This is a genomic window from Brucella pecoris, assembly GCF_006376675.1.
Taxonomy (GTDB): Bacteria; Pseudomonadota; Alphaproteobacteria; order Rhizobiales; family Rhizobiaceae; genus Brucella; species Brucella pecoris.
The window spans coordinates 22,274-39,291 of sequence record NZ_VEWK01000019.1 but is presented as its reverse complement, the minus strand read 5'-3'; the positions used below and the strand labels follow the sequence as shown (position 1 = coordinate 39,291).

The following is a 17,018-nucleotide window of genomic DNA, read 5'->3' as shown; positions in this document are numbered from 1 at the left end:
ATGGTGGCGGCATAATCGCGGCGGAAATCCACTTAACGAAACGCCCGAAACTGTTCAGACAAACCGAACCACCTCTCATGGCGCGTGCAATGAGTCTATCTCAACTTGCGCCGGAAACCCCGTCTCGACAGCTAGCCAAAACTTTGCTTTGATCCTTAAGGGGATTGGGGGATGAAAAATTGGCGAAGGCGAAAAACTGGATTCTAGGGGCAGCAGCATTATTCGTTCTTGTGAAGGTTTTCGGCAAAGACGAACCGCAAACCGTGCCATCCTCTCCCCCAGTAGCTTCGCAACCTGCTATCCAATCTCCCGAACCGGCAATTCAGCCCCTTGGCTTCGTACAGGCGACCTCGCCACGGCAGACGGAAACGCCTCCTCCATCATCGAACCGTCATCCACTGGTGGGCAAATCGCTCTATGCGACAGCCAATGTGAATATGAGGCAGGAACCTTCTATTTCAGGAAAAATAATCACTTCGATTGAGCGGGGCAGAACGGTCACGGCTCTGAACTATCGATCCGGCTGGTTCAGTGTGTCTTACGACAATCGTACCGGTTGGGTGTCTGAGCAGTATCTGGCAGAAAAGCCGCCAATCGCGCCGCCGAAGGTAGTTAACACCTCTAGGTCAGTTGCGCCGCCTGTTGCATCTCGCGTAGCTCCTGCGCGTCGTTCGGGACAACCAGCGCGTTCGGCTTATGTAGGAACGTGCGATTGCCCATACGACAGGATGCGAAATGGACGTCTATGCGGGCGTAATAGCGCTTACAGCAAACCGGGCGGGCGCAGCCCTGTTTGCTATCATTAGTGAATAGTTTTCAGATTGCCCAATCTGGTGCAATGCCATTTTTGCCCATGATGCCGTAAGTGCCACCGGTGTTGATGAACCAGACAGTGAAAAGCGCAAACAGCACGAAGAATACACTCGCAGAGACTGCGAGCCGCATCTTTTGTGTCCTGTTTCTCAGCATGAGATATACGCCAGCACTGACCGCAGCAGATCCGATATATGCTGTAATCATACGGACCTCCGTTATGCAGATTTTTAAAATAGGCAGGCGCTTTGACGCCTACCTCGATTTCGTGCCTTGCAACTTGGTTTATGAAGGATGGCCGTGAAAACAGCCTCTGTCAGTTACTTCTTTTGCTTCTCGGCGTCTTTGATTTGTGTGGTGAAGCCGCCACCTGTCTTGCTTGCCGCCTTATCAGCAGAGGCTGACTTGTCCTTCTTCGGTTTGCGCACTTCACGATTGCTGCGTACTTGGCCTTTTGCCATGGTGGATACTCTCTTGCATGTGAGCGGAAGGTTCCAGACTTGCACGGTTTTCCGTTCAAGTCATTGTGCTCAGATTTGACCGTATCACCAATGTCCAGCGAGCGTGTAACAATTCAATGGATCAGATAGGCTTTGTGATAATACGCTCCCGTATTAACGGGAAGAATACGGGACAGGCTCCGGTTGTTAACGGCGGATAACGGGCCGGTCTTGCAACAGGGATAGTGCAACAATCAGTTCAAAAGCACTGCCCTTCAGTCGGTGTTTTGTGCCAGCAAAAGGCCCCGGCTGCAGGGGCGCAAACCGGCGCTGCGCTTTTTAATACCGTCAAGGCAAGCGGCCAGAGCCACCTTCATCGTGACGCTCACTGTATTTTCGACTAAGGTAGTCAAGGGCAGCTTCTGCCATCGCCTCCGTCAATCCCGTTTGCAGGTGGCCGTTTATCACTACCACCGCACCGTTGAAGACGTCAATTACCGCAAATTTCCCGTCGCTATCGTGACGGATGTCGAAGCCGTTTTTAATCATCGGACTTCCCTTCTGATGGGATAACTAACGATGAGCGGTTTAGTTCAAAATCCTCGCTTTTCAATTACCGGTTCCCCTTATAAAACTTGTCTCAGATTGGAGGCCACCGCTCCTGAAGTGGTCTTTTTAATACATATTATTCTCTCGTGATGATTATAAGTCCGACAAGATAGGCAACCTTCAATCAACATCACCAAAACTTAAGGAAAACACAATGGACAAAACCGTGCCCCAAGCTCGGCGCTTTTGCTTGACTTAGCTCGTAAAGCTGGGGCTGAGCGAGGTAGCCGTACTGGCTTATTTTATGCATCTGCTTTGGCTAATGAGATATATACAGTAGCAAGCCTTGAATTGGAGATATATAGTTACTGATAAAAATGAGGTTGATATGGCTCGTACTACTAAAGTGGCAACTGATAATAAGCGCCAATTGGCCGACCAAGTTATCCACTACCTTGGCAAACCGTTAGAATCCCTCACTGAAAGGGAAATGCGTATCTTTCAGGGGCTGGTTGAGAGGCAAACCATTGCACGAAATGTAAATCGCGTTTTTGACGATAAGTTAACTTTCGGGCAGAGGCTGGCTGACAAAGTTGCTGAGTTTGGAGGGTCGTGGGCATTTATTATTGTGTTCGCCGCACTGCTCGCAATTTGGGTCAGTATTAATTTACTGGCCGCTACGCACGCGATTGATCCGTACCCGTTTATATTTCTAAATCTAATTCTATCGATGATTGCTGCTTTGCAGGCTCCGATAATTATGATGAGCCAGAATAGACAGACATCAAGAGACAGGCTTGATGCTGGTCATGACTATGAGGTGAACTTAAAAGCTGAAATTGAGATTATGGCGCTTCATGACAAATTAGATCAAATGAGATCAACTGAACTGCGCTCACTTATCGAAAAGCAGCAGGAGCAGATTGAATTGCTTACGAAATTCATGATGGGAAATCCCAAATAGCTCATTCAACTTTGACGTGCTTATAAGTTTCCCTCTGACTTTCGTTTAATTTCACATAGCCTCACTCATGCGGGATTTTTTCTTTTGTCCAAAGGAAACACAATGGCAGTACGCATCAAGCAACGCGGGGTTTAGAACAGTTTGGCAACGAGCCAAATAATCGTCCCATAGACTAAGCCACCAATGAAAACGAAAACGACCAATGCTTGAATGGGATGGCCATTCCTAGTCGGTTTTTTCTGAGAAGAGACAGCAAATTGGATAATGCCAAGTGCAGCACCAATTAAAAGAGCCGTTACGTAATTCATGAATCCCCCTCGGTGCCGCCCCGGCACCGCAAATCACTATCAGCAAAAAATCAGAATTCAAACAAGGCCCTGCAATCGAGTGTCTTTTGCCCCTCGATCATTTCTTCAACGCCACTCCCGGCCCGCTTGCCACCTGTCCATCTTCGAGAAATTGGACGCCTGCCGCTTCGAGTGCTTTGCTTATCGCTTCCAGATTATGGACGACAGGTACAGACCGACCAGCCTCAAAGTTGCGGACGGTGGAAGCTCCCACGCGCGCAGCTTTTGCCAGTTCGTCTTGCGATAGAGCAACCAAGCCACGCGCAGCGCGGCATTGTTCAGGAGAAAGCATCATTACCTCACATAACTATTTTCGTTATGTATAACGAATTTATGTTGACAGGTCTATATGTAACGATTATCGTTATGGTTAACGAATAATATTACATGAAAGATGGTTAAAAATGTTCAACCTGTCAGCAATCATGAATGAAGCATGGGCCAGCTATCGCCGCCAGTACAGCAAGCGGGCTTTCAAGCGCAGCACGTTCAACTGGCTCCTGATGCTTTCTTGGAAGCGCGCCAAGGACGCAGCCTTGCGCATTAGCAATCCGGTGCTGGCAAAGGTCGAAGCCCTTCGCGAGCAGATTGAAATGCTTTCCTATAAGCCTTGGAGCATCGATATTCAGAGCCGTCGCCGCGATATGGAAGCCCAGATATCAAGGCTTCTGGCGGCATAGTGTGACGGTTGCAATCGTCACGGATTTCTAACCGTCACGAGAAAACGTAATAAAATCAATGGCTGTGACGGTTGTGACGCCTGTGACGGTTATTTTGAACCCCTCTGAGAGAGTATGCCTGACAAGGGCAAGACCGATCTAACCAATTCTGAAAATCTGGAGAAGTCCAATGACGGAACATACCATTCCGGCTAACGCCGAAGGCTTGTCTAAAAACCAAGACAAAATCAAATCTGCCTTTGAAACTGGTTTGACCTTGGCCGCGCTGCTCAATGTTTGTCGTGCTGCTGTGCATTTGATTGAAGATGATGACGGGCAATTCAGCAAAACTGTACCGGGAAACCTCGGAAAAGTTTTGGAGCACGCCGAACATTTGGCAACAGATGTGCTGATTGGTTTGGAAATGGCAGGTGCAGTATGAGCATCACCAGCAACCAACGCCTTGCCGGTGCTTTCGGTCAATCCGTCCAGAGTGGGCAAACGGTAGCTCAAGCCATTCAGGACGGCGCGAACGACTTGGCTTTCCTCATGGAGCAGCTTCACGGCGAACCATTCACGGCAGACATACGCCACGATGTAGGCTTTCTGATTATTCGCTGGCGAGACATGGGAGGCGCATCATGAAACTGATCCGTGTTTTTCTCGCCTTTCTGCTGCTGCGCATCGTGCGCGGACTGACGCATGTTTCAATCTGGGTGTTGCCCGCTCCGAAAGGAGGGCGACATGAGTAGCCCTGCCATTAACCGCCTGCGCCGCCTGTTTCTGGAGCAATGGATTGAGGAAGCTATCGCGCTTCTCGATCAGATTGACGGGGATGCAGATTTTGAAGACACCGATGAGGACTTCGTTGATGAGCGCGAGAATTTCGGCAAAGTGCCGGGAGGTATAGGCGCATGAGCCAGCTCGCCAATTCATCCGCCGATGTTCACGCCTTCCCACGCCGTCAGTTCCCTAATGCGTTCGAACAGGCAAAGCAGGAACTGGCCTCGTTCAAGTTCTCGCTCTTTGAGACCGTCGCAGCCGATCCGCTATTGCGCGCTGGTCAGTGCCTCAATCTGATTATCGTCTATGCGTCCCTTGTCACCATCGACAAGAAGACACTCCAGGCAAAAACTGCATACGCATCAAACAGCCGTGTCTTTATCCGCGCTGGTCTGCGTTCGCATCATACGGCAGTTAAGGCCCGCCGACTGCTTGAGCAACACAGCTATCTCATTCCCGTGGGCCGCAGAAATGGCATCACGGTCTATCGCATCGACAACCCGCATCATGAGCGAGTTCAGATGCATATTCAGGAATTGGAAGAACGCCAGCGCGAGGTTAAAGCCGATCAGAATGTACGCAATAGGCCGCAATCCAGCATGGCAAATAATGCCCACCTTGAGCCTGCAAGGGTGGCAGAAGTTGCCCACCCTGAAAATGATAAGGACGGCGATATGTGCCCACCAAGGATGGCAGAAAGTGCCCATCAAGGTGGGCAGAAAATGCCACCAATTACCTTTAAGGAATACCTTACAGGATTACCTGTAATAAACGGCTATGAAGTGAGCGACGGTTCTCCAGTTATGGGTGACGTTGAGGGGGAGCGAAGCGCGCAAATCAAAAGCGCCGTAGCGAGCTCCCCCGAGTTCCCGGCAAAGAAAAAAAACGGGTATGCACTCGCAGCAAACGGGGAAGATGAAAACACGCCATTTTCGGTCCCAGCATCACAGCAACAAGCTGATGAATTTCTCGCAGTTCTATTCGGCTCAGATTTGAGCAGATTGCATGACCGCGTTCTGGATGGATGCCGCAAGCGCCTGATGAATGGATTGCTCACTCCGACCTTTGTTCGCGCTCGTATCGATGCACTGGAAAAACAGCACCCAGTTTTCGGAGGCTCTCCCCATGCTCGATAACCTGACAAAGCCGTATGAAGGATTCCCGCTCGCTGACCTTTCGAGGCATCAATGCAAATGGCCGGTCAATCGGGCGCAGGCTGGAGAGCTTCACCTGTTCTGTGGCGAGGTCGTCCAAAATGGACACCCTTACTGCGTGGAACATTGCCGAAAGGCGTACTCATCGCCGCGAGCATGACTACTCAACTGAAACGTCAGCCTTCTGTGAGTAGAACAGGCTTCCAATAGTTTTCAGATTCACGATGAAGAACCTTATCAATCATCACCTGCTTTCCTTTCTTTGGCGTAACGCGGACACGGAAAGGGAAGCCCGGCACAAGTGGCGAACCACTCTTTATAGCCATCATATTGGCTATTCCGTCTGGGGTATTACCCCCCTCAAAGGGCGTCTCAATGAAGGAGGGAGCACCCACAACTCGACAAAAAAAGTCATCAAGCGGGCTGGTAGTAACAAATCCGAATTCACAAGCAGGTTCAAGGAAATGGACCGCATTCATTGTAATCGTCAGATCGTCTCCAGCTATTGTGTAAGTCCCAACGATGTTTGAAAAACCCGACACACTGGGCTGGAAAATGTTATTGCCCTTCGCGATATCTAGGACTTGCCTCCTTGTTACATCAAGACCGTTATTGAACAAGTCAAGGAACGAGGTTTGCTGCAAAATCGCCGGTATAGGCGAAGGATCGACACGGATAGGAACAAATCGCAATTGCCCCTTGGCTTTTGCCATCAGCGCATTCTGCCATTCCATTTCAACCATTCTGCTCGCTAAACTATTTTTTGAAACGAAGAACAAAAAGAGGGTCGCCTCGGACAGGCCAGCATTCATGCGCTCAATGATGCCGTCGCCGGGTTGGATTGACCAACTGTCGTAAAAAACTTGATCCTGTCCTAATGCTTCGAGCAGTGGAATAGCGAATTGCTCGACAATCTGCTTGTCCTGATGATTGTGCGATAAGAAAATCATGCGCCCTCCCCAACTGCCAGCCATTTCAGAACTCACGTGATTCTTGCTCCAATGACAACCGACATCAGCCCCTCTCCCCTAAAATAGGCTGATTTACGGGAAAGCCGGGATAACGCCTTTTAAGGTCTCCTGAATTTTAAGGAGGGGGTCTGCTCAATTTTGCGCATACCCCTTTTCGGACCAATACGCGCACGCGCGCGAGGCTTCACCGATTAATCTGGCATCACTACGCGAGCAGAAACCGATTTACGTGACATCATAGCGCCAGCCAAAGTTGGAGTGGGTCTCTCCAAATTTGGAGACACCCGATTTCATGGCTTTCACTAAAATACTGCGATTTACTGGCTGTCCATATTGGGCAGCGTCAGCAGGGATGAGGTTTTGAGGGTTTTGTCGGTTTCGCTTAGGGGCGTTCTCGATATTTTTTCTGCGTTGCCGGTAGTTTTGATACTTCTGAGGGTTCGGCTCTGGCCTATTTGATGATTTTTTTCACAGGGCGCGCGCGCGAGGCGATTTGATTTAATATCAAAGTTTATCAAACAGCCAACCGAATGAAAAAGTAGGGGCCACGGTAGGGGCTGGAGAATATTTATTCTCGCTAAGTTATTGAAAAATATATATATTATTTAATAAAATGGTGCGGGTGGTCGGAATCGAACCGACACTCCTTTCGGAACCGGATTTTGAGTCCGGCGCGTCTACCAGTTCCACCACACCCGCACATTTCCGCCGAAGCAGTTCGATATGGTCCAAAGGGACAGCGGGTTGGGATATACCGGCTAAACGAAACGAGGTCAATTGCTCAAAAGTGCAGCTTGCACCGCTCTCCGGACGGAAGGCGGACGAGGCAAAGAGATAATGACGCGCAATCCACTCAACCGTTCGTCGCAACGGCTGTATTTTCGTCAAAGAACCCTGTTCCTGATCGTATCAGGCACAATAGGTTCCACGGGATCACAACGACTTCAGGGCGCGTTTCGATCTGATTGAATCAGATCAGCGCTCTAAATATTTGTTTTAACGCGCATCTTATCCGAAAACCGTTACGCGCTTTTCGGGATGCGCTCTAAAATAAGCCGCCGCTATTTATCTGTGTATGTTCGCTTCGACCAGATTCCAGAAGACCAACAAGGCGATGAAGCCCAGCAGGATGTAATCCAGCGTGCTGACATAGTGAAAATATTCCATAGCGCATCTCCTTCCCCGGGAGGGCGCGACAGCGTTTGAGCCAGACGGAAGTTTTATAATTTTAACCGGTCTTCAGGCACCCCTTCGGAATACCGGATTGCACCGGTGCGGACCTCCTTTTCCGCCTGTCCATGCGCTCTCCCAAAACAAAGTGTATCACGCTTTGTCGGACGGCTCAAATCATTGGTTCGGCTAATATAATCAGCGACCTGTGCGCGACGCCGAGTATTTTAGTTCGACGTTGCGACATGGGCTTTCCGGCAATTGGCAAAGCGGTCCAGCGTCTGGTCATACGCCGAGGTCTTAATACCCATCATGCCAATGATCGTGTGGAACAAATTGTCGTGTGAGGAAGGAGCGGCGGCATCCCGCTTGACGCAAGCCGTGTCGAGCTTGGTGGCATTGGCGTAGTCGGGTGAAAACCACGCGACGAAAGGAATATGCGTCTGCTCGTCAGGAGCAATGAAATAGGGCGCGGCGTGAAGATAAAGGCCATCTTCGCCAAGCGATTCGCCATGATCGGACATGTAGATCATGGCAGGGGCAAAACGGTCCTCGCTTGCTTTGAGGACATTGATAATCTCCGACAGGATATGGTCGGTATAGAGGATGGAATTGTCATAGGCGTTGACAATCTGGTCCGTGGTGCAATCGGAAAATTCGCTCGTGCGGCACTCCGGCTTGAACTTTGCAAATTCCGGCGGATAACGGCGATAATAGGATGGTCCGTGACTGCCCGTCATATGCAGGACGATCGTCGCATTGCCATTCATGTCTTTCAGGCGATCGCGAAGCTGGTCGACCAGAATCTGGTCGAGGCATTCGCCGCCTTCGCAGTAGCGCGCATCATTCGAATTCTGCAGATCGACCGTCTGTATGCGGTCCGACACGCCCTTGCTGCCGGTGTTGTTCTCGTACCATGCAACCTGTACGTCAGCATGTTTGAGAACATCCATCAGATTCTCCGAACCATGGAACTTGGAGCTCGAATAATCCTCGCGCGTAAAGGGCGAGAACATGCATGGCACGGAAACAGAAGTGTCTGTTCCGCAGCTTGTTGTGTTCGTGAAGGTGACGATATCCTGCTGCTTGAGTTCAGGATTGGTTTCGCGCGGGTAGCCGTAAAGGCTGAAATTCTGGGCACGGGCCGTTTCGCCCACCACGACAACCGTCAGCAGCTTCTTGCCCGATGCAACCGGTGGCAATGCCTGTTTGGCATCGAGGGCGAGCGGCTGCATCACGATCTGCCTGTCATTCAGGTCACGTACGATATATTGCACCGTGCTCTTGAGCGGTGTGCCGGGCATGAGCCGTTCCATGATGTCTGAACGATGCTCGCGATACATGGAGGAGAAGCTGCCGTAATCTGAACCGATCAGCGCAATGGCGACGGCCAGGCAGACGATGATCGAAACCGTATTGACGAGAAGCTTTTGCAGCAAAGGCCGATGCTTCACGCGGATCCAGAGGATGAGCAGCGAGGGAATGACGGCGTAAAGCAGCATATGCAGCAGAAAGCCCGTCGTTATCAGATGGCCTGACTCGGCTTTTGTCGTCGTGAGCGTTGCCTCGACCACATTTCGGTCGATGATCGTGCCGAAAGTATCCGTGAAATAGGAGCCACCAGCGGCAACCCATATGGCGAAAATCAGAACCGGCTTGATGATATATTTTGCCGAGAAAGCCATCAGGACGGCAATATGGATGAGAAGAAGGGCTGCCGCCCCAACAACGAGCTTTTGCGGATGATCGGAGAAATAGGCGATCAAACGTTGCCAGAAAGAAGTATTGGTGAAGGCGAGGAGATAAAGCGCGGTCAGGACGCAAAGCGTACCGCTGGCGACGGTTGGGCGTGGAAATCGCATTCCTGAACCTTCAAAATCTCAAAGTGGCTGTTGGGGATGGAGCTTCGCAGGGCTTCCGCAAAACTGCAATCGCAACTTTCTTGCCGGATAAATCCGGCGCAGAGATTCAGGACAGTGATTTCTGGGCTTTTTTAAGGTTGCTTAAATTCGACCCTATTTCCTCTCGGTGAAGCTGCGGATGCGGTTGCGTACGATGCGGGCCAGATTGCGTGTCCGTTGATAAAGATGAATCTGCGAGGCAGCCTGACGGACAAGCTTGTCCGTGGACGGATTGAGGCCAATTACCAGCGTTTCGATTGTCTCGCGCTTGTCGAAGAGCCGCGTCATGACCGGATGGTCGGGGACGGCGCAGGAATCTGTGCGGTTGATGTTGGGATCGTTCAGATGGTTCTTCACGACTTCAATCATCAGAAGAACGCCAGGCGACCAGGCGTTCAGGCTTTCGTCATAGGCAGTCTTCCATGTCCAGGCTTCTCCTGAAACGGTAAAGACGATCAAAATGGCGATAACCCGTCCATCCAGTTCCAGCGTATGCACGCGCACGCAGTCGCGTTCAGCAAGATTGTTGACCGCCTCGCGGGCGAAAGCCGCGCGAAACCGGTCAACGGCCATGGCGGTGCCGCGCTTGCCTTTCCAGCCGCTCGCCTCCAGTGTCAGGAAATGTTCGAATGCGTGACGCACTTCGTCAGACGTGCGGGCGACGCGATAGGCAAGTTCGCCCTTTTCCGCCAGCCTGCGCCACAAACGATTATAGTCCCGGCGATGGTGCGCGCCGATTGCTTGCTTGATATAGGCGTCGCCGTCCAGATCGCTTTGGAGAAAGGGGCGTTCCTTCTGTTCTATGGCGACCAAAGGCAGTTGTCGGCCTACAGCAACCGAACGGATCAGCTTTGCCGCCGGGCCGTTGGCTCGCATTTCGGGCAAAACGAGCACATCCGGCAAATTGAGATGCCTGCGCGCCAGAATATCGAACAGGTCTTCCAGCACGCCGACAGGGTCGTCATGATCGATCAGCGGTGTTCCCTGCGGTCCGAACGGCGTGGACCAGGCGCGGATCACGGGCGTCGAAAGCGGCAGGCCGGGACGCTCGATCGTATAGGGCATGACGAAGCGCAGGCGGCTGCGGATTTCGTTTTCGTCGCGCATGACCATGAAGCGAACCTCGCGATCTTCAAGACGCGGCATGGCCGGTGCCAGGAACCGCGCATTGAAGAAGATGTTCGGTTCGACCGTTCGGTTGCTCAAGTGATCGAGTTCATCCCGCAACTCGAAGCCCGCTGCTGCACCATAGATTGCGAGCTTGCGCGGTATATCGCGGCTATGAAGGCTTTCCTCCAGCTTCTTGGCGGCTTCATGGGCCATGCCGCTTTCGGAAAGTTCCGAAACGATGTGGGCTGCATTTCCGCCTGCCGATTCTTCAAGCAAAGGTTTCGCGGCCATTACAAAGTCCCCTCCGAGGTCTTGGCACGGTCTCGTGGAATGAGAATGAACATGGTTATGTGCAAGGTGCGTGATACGGCTGCCGAAAGAAGCGCCGCTTCCATCAGCATGGCGATGGCTGTTGAAATGGCAGCGCCCGTCAGGCCGAGGCGCGGTATCAGCACCAGATTGAGAATGACGTTGACGGCAAGCGTGGCTGCGTAGAGCAGAGCGCAGATATTCTGCTTTCCCGACATGTTGAGGAGGCTTTCCGCCGGGCCGACGCTGGCGCGCGCGATCACCCCGATGATGAGGATGAACAGAAGTGGATAACCGGCGGTGAAGGCGGGACCGAAAAGCCGCAGAAGCGGATAGCCTGCCAGCAGAATGACGGCACCCAGAAACAGCGTCGGCCAGAATGTCCAGCGAACGGAGGCTTCCGCAAAGCTTGCGAATGCGGCGCGGTCGCCGCTGTGCAGCAGATCCGAATAGCGCTGGGCGACGCTCGCCTTCACGGCGAAATAGACGAAATGAGCAAGCGCCATGATCTTTGTTGCCGCAAAGTAGATTGCAACGTGTTCAGGATCGAGTGCGTGGCCTACCATCAGCACATCGACATTGATGAGCAGGAAGAAAAAACCTTCGACGAGGAAAATCGGCAGGGCAACCTTCATCCATTCGCCAAAACGCTGGTCGCGCGATGCGGCGGGGATATCTTTTTCCAGTGAACGGGAGACCGTCAGAAATTGTCCAACGGTGGTAAGCCAGGTCGCAGCGATCGATACCGCCAGCGCGATGGCTGCCGTGGAGGGTAACCCTGCCTCATGCGCGATGATCATGAACAGGAGAACCAGGAGCGGGCGAACGATATAGCTTGGCGTCAGCGCCATCATCACCCAGGTGCGCGAGCGCGCAATGCCATCCAGCATGTTGCCGAGCGTTATCATGGGCAGGCAAATGAAACCGAGAATGAATGGCACGAGATAATAACTCGCGACATGGTCCTTGAGCAGCAGCAGCAAGGTAGCCCCCAGAAGCGCGACGAGTGTGGCGGCTGTGAAAGCGAAGATGCGTCCGGTCAGGATGATGCCACGCACGAGGCCGAACATCTGACGCTGCACATATTCCGGTACGAAACGGATAATGGTTGTGTGCAGTCCGAAACAAGCCAGATCGCCGATGATGATCATGGTCAGCCAGACGAGGACAAAAATGCCATACTCGAATTCACCCATCCACCGGGCCAGAATGACTTGAGACAGGAGTGCGATGGCGGCACTCGCAATGCGCACGGAAAAGGCGACAAGCGAAGAACGCTGTGCGCTTGCCTGCGGTCCGCTATCCGTAAGCACAGCATCCAGCCGCTCCGTCATGGGACGAAGTCTGGCTGCGATTTTGCCGGGTAGAAACCGGCTCGCCGTTTCAGCCGCCGAAAACCGCACTAATTGCCAACCCTGTCTTTGCGGGCGTCTCAGGACCCGCTTGTTCTGCACCGGATAACCCGGCTTTTCGCGCCTATGCTTTGCTGCCTTTGGCGCGCATGGAAACCTTAGACAGGAGTTCTTTATAAAGAGAAAAAGAAAAAGTCTAATCTGCCGAAGGTCGAAAGACTTCAAGGAATGGTGAGTATTTCCTAAACGGCATCTATATTTGACATATCTAAAATAAAGAAAGGCATATCACTGCCTTCGACATACATCGACATGAGTTGCTTGGTTGAAACAACAAACCCCGGCAAATGGCTTGCCGGGGTTTGTTTGACAGAGACGACGATTGAGCCCGCTCACTTCACTCGAAAGCGCCGTGGCAGTGCTTGTATTTCTTGCCGGAGCCGCATGGGCATGGTTCGTTGCGGCTGACCTTGCCCCAGGTCCGTGGGTCGGTCGGATCGCGTTCGGCAGCAGGCACGTTGCGCTCGTCGTGCTGATGTTCAGCCCAGGACGCTTCGTCGAAATCGTTTTCGCCTGTTGTGCTGTCGATATGACGGCCGGTCATCGGCGGCAATTCCGGTTCAGGCGGTGCTTCGCGAACGATCTCGACGCGCATCAGTTGCGAGATAACCACTTCGCGCAGGTTCGCAAGCATCGACTGGAACAGTTCGAAAGCTTCGGTCTTGTATTCGTTCAGCGGATCGCGCTGGGCGTAACCACGGAAACCGACGACCGAGCGCAGATGGTCCAGATTGACAAGATGTTCGCGCCACAGATTGTCGAGCGACTGCATGATCACGGACTTCTCGACATAGGTCATGATCTGCGGGCCGAAGCGTTCGGCCTTTTCGGCTGCAGCCTTGTCGGCAGCTTCCTTGATGCGGTTTTCAAACTCTTCTTCTGCGATGCCTTCTTCCTTGGCCCAATCCTCGACCGGCAGGTCGAGATTAAGCTTGGAGATGATGTCTTCTTTCAGACCGGCAATATCCCACTTTTCCGCATAAGCGTCCTTTGGAATACGCAGGACGACCATGTCCTCGATGACCTCGTGGCGCATTTCACCGACGATCTCGGTCAGGTCTTCTTCATCCATCATTTCCAGACGCTGTTCGAAGATCACCTTGCGCTGATCGTTCATCACGTCGTCGTATTTCAGAAGATTCTTGCGGATTTCGAAGTTACGCGCCTCGACCTTCTTCTGCGCCTTCTCAAGCGCCTTGTTGATCCACGGATGGACGATGGCTTCGTCTTCCTTGAGGCCGAGCTTCTGCAGCATGCTGTCCATACGGTCGGAACCGAAGATGCGCATCAGGTCGTCCTGCAGCGACAGGAAGAACTTGGAACGGCCCGGATCGCCCTGACGGCCGGAGCGACCGCGTAGCTGGTTGTCGATGCGGCGGCTTTCATGGCGTTCGGTGGCGAGAACGTAAAGCCCGCCGGCGGCCAGAGCCTTTTCTTTCAGATGTGCAATATCGGCCTTGATTTCGGCGATCTTGGCGTCGCGTTCGGGGCCTTCCGGAACATCGGCCAGTTCCTGACGAACGCGCATTTCCAGATTGCCGCCGAGCTGGATATCGGTACCGCGACCAGCCATGTTGGTAGCGATGGTGACGGTTCCGGGCACGCCGGCCTGTGCAATGATAAAGGCTTCCTGCTCGTGATAGCGGGCGTTCAGGACCTGGAATTCCTTGATACCTTCCTTGCGAAGGCGTTCGGCGAGCTGCTCAGACTTTTCGATCGAGGTCGTGCCGACGAGGATCGGCTGACCCTTTTCGTGCGAGGCGCGGATATCGCGCACGATGGCGCGGTATTTTTCCTCGACGGAGCGATAGACTTCATCGTCTTCGTCGATACGCTTAACCGGCAGATTGGTCGGAATCTCGAGCACTTCGAGGCCGTAAATATTACCGAATTCTTCGGCTTCTGTCGAAGCCGTACCGGTCATGCCCGACAGCTTGTTATACATGCGGAAATAGTTCTGGAAGGTGATCGAAGCCAGTGTCTGGTTTTCCGGCTGGATCGTCACCTGTTCCTTGGCTTCCAGCGCCTGGTGCAGGCCCTCCGAATAGCGGCGACCCGGCATCATGCGGCCGGTAAACTCGTCGATGATGACGATTTCGTCGTTGCGGACGATGTAGTCCTTGTCGCGCTGGAACAGCTTGTGAGCGCGCAACGCGTTGTTCAGGTGATGAACGACGGCAACGTTTTCGATGTCGTAAAGGCTTTCACCCTTCAGGTGGCCTGCCGCTTCCAAAAGCTGCTCGACCTTTTCGGTGCCGACTTCGGTGAAAATGGCGGTCTTCTGCTTTTCATCGACTTCGTAATCTTCGTCCGCCAGTGGTGGAATGAAGGTATCGATGAGATTGTAGAACTCTGAACGATCTTCCAGCGGGCCGGAAATGATAAGCGGCGTGCGCGCTTCGTCGATGAGGATCGAGTCCACTTCATCGACGATGGCGTAATTGTGCGGACGCTGCACCATCTGGGCGCGCTCATATTTCATATTATCGCGCAGATAATCGAAGCCGAGTTCATTATTGGTGCCGTAGGTGATGTCACAGGCGTAGGCCGCGCGGCGCTCATCGTCATCGAGGCCATGCTTGATGACGCCGACGGTGAGGCCGAGGAAGTTGTAAAGCTGGCCCATGGTTTCGGCGTCACGGGTGGCGAGATAGTCGTTCACCGTCACGACATGGACGCCCTTGCCCTCAAGCGCGTTGAGGTAGACCGGCAAGGTCGCCATCAGGGTCTTGCCTTCACCTGTACGCATTTCGGCGATGCCGCGTTCATGCAGAACCATGCCGCCGATTAGCTGCACGTCGAACGGGCGCATGCCGAGCACGCGCTTCGCGGCTTCACGCGCCGTCGCAAATGCGTCGGGCAGAATGGCGTCAAGCGTCTTTCCGTCAGCCAGTGCGGCGCGGAATTCGGCAGTCTTGGCCTGAAGCTGCTCGTTGGTGAGCGTTTCGTAATTCTTCTCAAGCGCGGTAATCTGTTGCGCACGCTGACGCAGGGTCTTTACCTGACGGTCATTGGATGAACCGAATATCTTGCGGGCGAGGCCGCCAAAGCTGACCATCACTGGTCCTTTCCTGTCCGTTCAGCCGGAAGCGCTTCCGGCAATGTCGAATGCTTTATTCACGCGTATTGAAACAATTGCAAGAAAACTGCATCGTGAAAGCTGCCAGATACGGCGCATTTCCGGCGCAATTCACCCGCCCCTTACTGGACGTAAAGCCGAAGGACAGATAAGAGGGGCTTCGGGCGATGTCAACGTTGCTCTAAGGGCTGGAAAACCTTTCCTTTGTTGCAATATAGGGGGTATCCGGGCCAAATTCCGCCGCATTCATGGGGCCGGTAAGCGGTCACGAAGGAGAGAATTCCATATGAAAGCCATTCTGAAAGCCCCTTATCGCAAGGCTCTCGCTGTCGTCGGCATGTCTCTGGCAGCCTCTGTGGCGCTGGCGAGCTACTCAGGCGCCGCATTCGCACAGGATGCTGCCAAGCCTGCTGCTGCACCGGCCGCGGCCCCTGCAGAAAAGGAAGACCCGTCCAAGGTTCTGGCCACCGTCAACGGCAAGGATATCACGATTGGTGAGGTCGATCAGGCTGCAGGCGATCTCGATCCGCAGTTCTCGCGCCTTCCTGCCGAGCAGCGCCGTCTGGCTGCGCTCGCCGCCCTGATCGACATCAAGGCGATGGCTGGTGAAGCGGAAAAGGAAAAGCTTGATCAGTCCCAGGAATTCAAGGATCGCATGGCGTTCCTGCGCGAACGTGCGCTCCATAATGAGTATTTCAAGGATGCGATTGTCGACAAGATCAGCGATGACGATGTGCGTGCTCGCTACGACAAGGAAATCGCCGCCATGCCGCCGCAGGTGGAAGTGCGTGCACGTCACATCCTCGTGAAGACCAAGGAAGAAGCCGAAGCGATCGTCAAGAAGCTCGAAGGCGGCGCCAAGTTCGAGGACCTTGCCAAGGAAAGTTCCACCGATGGCACCGCTGCCAATGGTGGTGATCTTGGTTATTTCAGCGAAGGCCAGATGGTGCCGGAGTTTGAAAAGGCTGCCCTTGCTCTCAAGCCAGGTGAATACACCAAGGAGCCGGTACAGACCCAGTTCGGTTTTCATGTGATCCAACTTGAAGATCGCCGCACCAAGCAGCCGCCGGCATTCGATCAGGTCAAGGACCAGATCCGTTCGATCATCCTGCGCGAACGTTATGTCGAAGCCGTCAAGAAGCTGCGTGACGGAATGAAGATCGACTACAAGGATCCGGCTGTAGAGAAAGCCATGAAGGACGCTGCCGCTGCCCAGGAAGGAGCGGACAACGGCGACGCGCCGGAAGAGGCTGCTCCGCAGCAGTAAAGCTTCACTTCAAACATCACGCCTCGGCTTGCCGGGGCGTTTTTTTATTTTGATCTAGCGTTTCCGGCTTGATTTTAAACCGCAAACCTT

At 53.1% G+C, this 17,018-nt stretch carries 19 protein-coding genes, 1 tRNA gene and 1 pseudogene; 10 read left to right on the top strand and 11 right to left on the bottom strand.

The features are described 5' to 3' along the window. Window positions 1-437 precede the first annotated feature (437 nt). Entirely contained in the window at window positions 438-806 is a 369-nt protein-coding gene (locus FIB18_RS25080) for an SH3 domain-containing protein (protein ID WP_206667407.1), read from the top strand. 10 nt (window positions 807-816) lie between these two features. Here FIB18_RS25080 and FIB18_RS22795 read toward each other — a convergent pair whose 3' ends face one another. From FIB18_RS22795 to FIB18_RS22790, 3 genes are all read right to left on the bottom strand, one after another. Next, complete coding sequence (locus tag FIB18_RS22795; RefSeq protein WP_140023037.1) at window positions 817-1,020, bottom strand: hypothetical protein; 204 nt, start codon at window positions 1,018-1,020, stop codon at window positions 817-819. Window positions 1,021-1,133: 113 nt separating this feature from the next. Beyond that, on the bottom strand, window positions 1,134-1,274 hold the full coding sequence (locus FIB18_RS25050; protein ID WP_168436407.1) for a hypothetical protein: 141 nt from the start codon (window positions 1,272-1,274) through the stop codon (window positions 1,134-1,136). Window positions 1,275-1,601: 327 nt separating this feature from the next. Further along, complete coding sequence (locus tag FIB18_RS22790; RefSeq protein WP_140023035.1) at window positions 1,602-1,802, bottom strand: hypothetical protein; 201 nt, start codon at window positions 1,800-1,802, stop codon at window positions 1,602-1,604. A gap of 388 nt (window positions 1,803-2,190) precedes the next feature. Between FIB18_RS22790 and FIB18_RS22785 the strand changes: the two genes are divergently transcribed. Next, entirely contained in the window at window positions 2,191-2,766 is a 576-nt protein-coding gene (locus FIB18_RS22785; protein WP_140023033.1) for a DUF1003 domain-containing protein, read from the top strand. Between the two features lie 131 nt (window positions 2,767-2,897). On the opposite strand, the gene FIB18_RS24890 is transcribed toward FIB18_RS22785, so the two are convergent. Together FIB18_RS24890 and FIB18_RS22780 are read right to left on the bottom strand one after the other, a co-directional pair. Then, a complete protein-coding gene (locus FIB18_RS24890; RefSeq protein ID WP_158295734.1) occupies window positions 2,898-3,074 on the bottom strand; it encodes a hypothetical protein in 177 nt (58 codons plus the stop codon). A 97-nt stretch (window positions 3,075-3,171) separates the two neighbouring features. Beyond that, a complete protein-coding gene (locus FIB18_RS22780) occupies window positions 3,172-3,405 on the bottom strand; it encodes a helix-turn-helix domain-containing protein (protein WP_140023031.1) in 234 nt (77 codons plus the stop codon). A 112-nt stretch (window positions 3,406-3,517) separates the two neighbouring features. Here FIB18_RS22780 and FIB18_RS22775 point away from each other — a divergent pair, with 112 nt between their 5' ends. From FIB18_RS22775 to FIB18_RS22750, 7 genes and pseudogenes are all read left to right on the top strand, one after another. After that, window positions 3,518-3,793, top strand: a complete 276-nt coding sequence (locus FIB18_RS22775) for a hypothetical protein (protein ID WP_140023029.1) — start codon at window positions 3,518-3,520, stop codon at window positions 3,791-3,793. A gap of 169 nt (window positions 3,794-3,962) precedes the next feature. After that, window positions 3,963-4,214 (top strand): hypothetical protein, encoded by a 252-nt coding sequence (locus FIB18_RS22770; protein ID WP_140023027.1) that lies wholly within the window; start codon window positions 3,963-3,965, stop codon window positions 4,212-4,214. Next, entirely contained in the window at window positions 4,211-4,417 is a 207-nt protein-coding gene (locus FIB18_RS22765) for a hypothetical protein (RefSeq protein WP_140023025.1), read from the top strand. The genes FIB18_RS22770 and FIB18_RS22765 overlap by 4 nt, the downstream gene beginning before the upstream one ends. 99 nt (window positions 4,418-4,516) lie before the next feature. Next, window positions 4,517-4,690 carry a hypothetical protein gene (locus FIB18_RS25045; RefSeq protein ID WP_168436408.1) on the top strand — a complete coding sequence of 58 codons (174 nt, stop codon included), beginning with the start codon at window positions 4,517-4,519 and terminating at the stop codon, window positions 4,688-4,690. Continuing rightward, a pseudogene (locus FIB18_RS22760) lies at window positions 4,687-5,323 on the top strand (hypothetical protein). The gene FIB18_RS25045 and the pseudogene FIB18_RS22760 overlap by 4 nt, the downstream one beginning before the upstream one ends. Beyond that, the gene (locus FIB18_RS22755; RefSeq protein WP_140023024.1) at window positions 5,278-5,691 is read left to right on the top strand and encodes a hypothetical protein; all 414 of its coding nucleotides are present in this window, start codon (window positions 5,278-5,280) and stop codon (window positions 5,689-5,691) included. The pseudogene FIB18_RS22760 and the gene FIB18_RS22755 overlap by 46 nt, the downstream one beginning before the upstream one ends. Then, the gene (locus FIB18_RS22750; protein WP_235894955.1) at window positions 5,681-5,869 is read left to right on the top strand and encodes a GcrA family cell cycle regulator; all 189 of its coding nucleotides are present in this window, start codon (window positions 5,681-5,683) and stop codon (window positions 5,867-5,869) included. Before FIB18_RS22755 ends, FIB18_RS22750 begins: the two co-directional genes overlap by 11 nt. A 16-nt stretch (window positions 5,870-5,885) precedes the next feature. On the opposite strand, the gene FIB18_RS22745 is transcribed toward FIB18_RS22750, so the two are convergent. From FIB18_RS22745 to secA, 6 genes are all read right to left on the bottom strand, one after another. Then, entirely contained in the window at window positions 5,886-6,659 is a 774-nt protein-coding gene (locus FIB18_RS22745; RefSeq protein ID WP_158295733.1) for a toll/interleukin-1 receptor domain-containing protein, read from the bottom strand. 635 nt (window positions 6,660-7,294) lie between these two features. Beyond that, window positions 7,295-7,379: transfer RNA gene (locus FIB18_RS22740), tRNA-Leu, on the bottom strand. A gap of 698 nt (window positions 7,380-8,077) precedes the next feature. Further along, window positions 8,078-9,712, bottom strand: a complete 1,635-nt coding sequence (locus FIB18_RS22735) for a phosphoethanolamine transferase (RefSeq protein ID WP_140023018.1) — start codon at window positions 9,710-9,712, stop codon at window positions 8,078-8,080. Window positions 9,713-9,865: 153 nt separating this feature from the next. Next, window positions 9,866-11,152 carry a type IV secretion system effector crotonyl transferase BspF gene (gene bspF / locus FIB18_RS22730; RefSeq protein WP_140023016.1) on the bottom strand — a complete coding sequence of 429 codons (1,287 nt, stop codon included), beginning with the start codon at window positions 11,150-11,152 and terminating at the stop codon, window positions 9,866-9,868. Beyond that, complete coding sequence (locus tag FIB18_RS22725) at window positions 11,152-12,504, bottom strand: lipopolysaccharide biosynthesis protein (RefSeq protein ID WP_140023014.1); 1,353 nt, start codon at window positions 12,502-12,504, stop codon at window positions 11,152-11,154. The genes bspF and FIB18_RS22725 overlap by 1 nt, the downstream gene beginning before the upstream one ends. 415 nt (window positions 12,505-12,919) lie before the next feature. Beyond that, complete coding sequence (secA, locus tag FIB18_RS22720) at window positions 12,920-15,640, bottom strand: preprotein translocase subunit SecA (RefSeq protein ID WP_140023042.1); 2,721 nt, start codon at window positions 15,638-15,640, stop codon at window positions 12,920-12,922. A 307-nt stretch (window positions 15,641-15,947) separates the two neighbouring features. Between secA and FIB18_RS22715 the strand changes: the two genes are divergently transcribed. Continuing rightward, window positions 15,948-16,928, top strand: a complete 981-nt coding sequence (locus FIB18_RS22715; RefSeq protein ID WP_140023012.1) for a peptidylprolyl isomerase — start codon at window positions 15,948-15,950, stop codon at window positions 16,926-16,928. Window positions 16,929-17,018: the final 90 nt, after the last annotated feature.

Bases quoted from the DNA above. Each gene is read 5' to 3' on its own strand.
- FIB18_RS25080 (WP_206667407.1), top strand. From the start codon at position 438: ATGAGGCAGGAACCTTCTATTTCAGGAAAAATAATCACTTCGATTGAG.
- FIB18_RS22795 (WP_140023037.1), bottom strand. From the start codon at position 1,020: ATGATTACAGCATATATCGGATCTGCTGCGGTCAGTGCTGGCGTATAT.
- FIB18_RS25050 (WP_168436407.1), bottom strand. From the start codon at position 1,274: ATGGCAAAAGGCCAAGTACGCAGCAATCGTGAAGTGCGCAAACCGAAG.
- FIB18_RS22790 (WP_140023035.1), bottom strand. From the start codon at position 1,802: ATGATTAAAAACGGCTTCGACATCCGTCACGATAGCGACGGGAAATTT.
- FIB18_RS22785 (WP_140023033.1), top strand. From the start codon at position 2,191: ATGGCTCGTACTACTAAAGTGGCAACTGATAATAAGCGCCAATTGGCC.
- FIB18_RS24890 (WP_158295734.1), bottom strand. From the start codon at position 3,074: ATGAATTACGTAACGGCTCTTTTAATTGGTGCTGCACTTGGCATTATC.
- FIB18_RS22780 (WP_140023031.1), bottom strand. From the start codon at position 3,405: ATGCTTTCTCCTGAACAATGCCGCGCTGCGCGTGGCTTGGTTGCTCTA.
- FIB18_RS22775 (WP_140023029.1), top strand. From the start codon at position 3,518: ATGTTCAACCTGTCAGCAATCATGAATGAAGCATGGGCCAGCTATCGC.
- FIB18_RS22770 (WP_140023027.1), top strand. From the start codon at position 3,963: ATGACGGAACATACCATTCCGGCTAACGCCGAAGGCTTGTCTAAAAAC.
- FIB18_RS22765 (WP_140023025.1), top strand. From the start codon at position 4,211: ATGAGCATCACCAGCAACCAACGCCTTGCCGGTGCTTTCGGTCAATCC.
- FIB18_RS25045 (WP_168436408.1), top strand. From the start codon at position 4,517: ATGAGTAGCCCTGCCATTAACCGCCTGCGCCGCCTGTTTCTGGAGCAA.
- FIB18_RS22755 (WP_140023024.1), top strand. From the start codon at position 5,278: ATGCCACCAATTACCTTTAAGGAATACCTTACAGGATTACCTGTAATA.
- FIB18_RS22750 (WP_235894955.1), top strand. From the start codon at position 5,681: ATGCTCGATAACCTGACAAAGCCGTATGAAGGATTCCCGCTCGCTGAC.
- FIB18_RS22745 (WP_158295733.1), bottom strand. From the start codon at position 6,659: ATGATTTTCTTATCGCACAATCATCAGGACAAGCAGATTGTCGAGCAA.
- FIB18_RS22735 (WP_140023018.1), bottom strand. From the start codon at position 9,712: ATGCGATTTCCACGCCCAACCGTCGCCAGCGGTACGCTTTGCGTCCTG.
- bspF (WP_140023016.1), bottom strand. From the start codon at position 11,152: ATGGCCGCGAAACCTTTGCTTGAAGAATCGGCAGGCGGAAATGCAGCC.
- FIB18_RS22725 (WP_140023014.1), bottom strand. From the start codon at position 12,504: ATGACGGAGCGGCTGGATGCTGTGCTTACGGATAGCGGACCGCAGGCA.
- secA (WP_140023042.1), bottom strand. From the start codon at position 15,640: ATGGTCAGCTTTGGCGGCCTCGCCCGCAAGATATTCGGTTCATCCAAT.
- FIB18_RS22715 (WP_140023012.1), top strand. From the start codon at position 15,948: ATGAAAGCCATTCTGAAAGCCCCTTATCGCAAGGCTCTCGCTGTCGTC.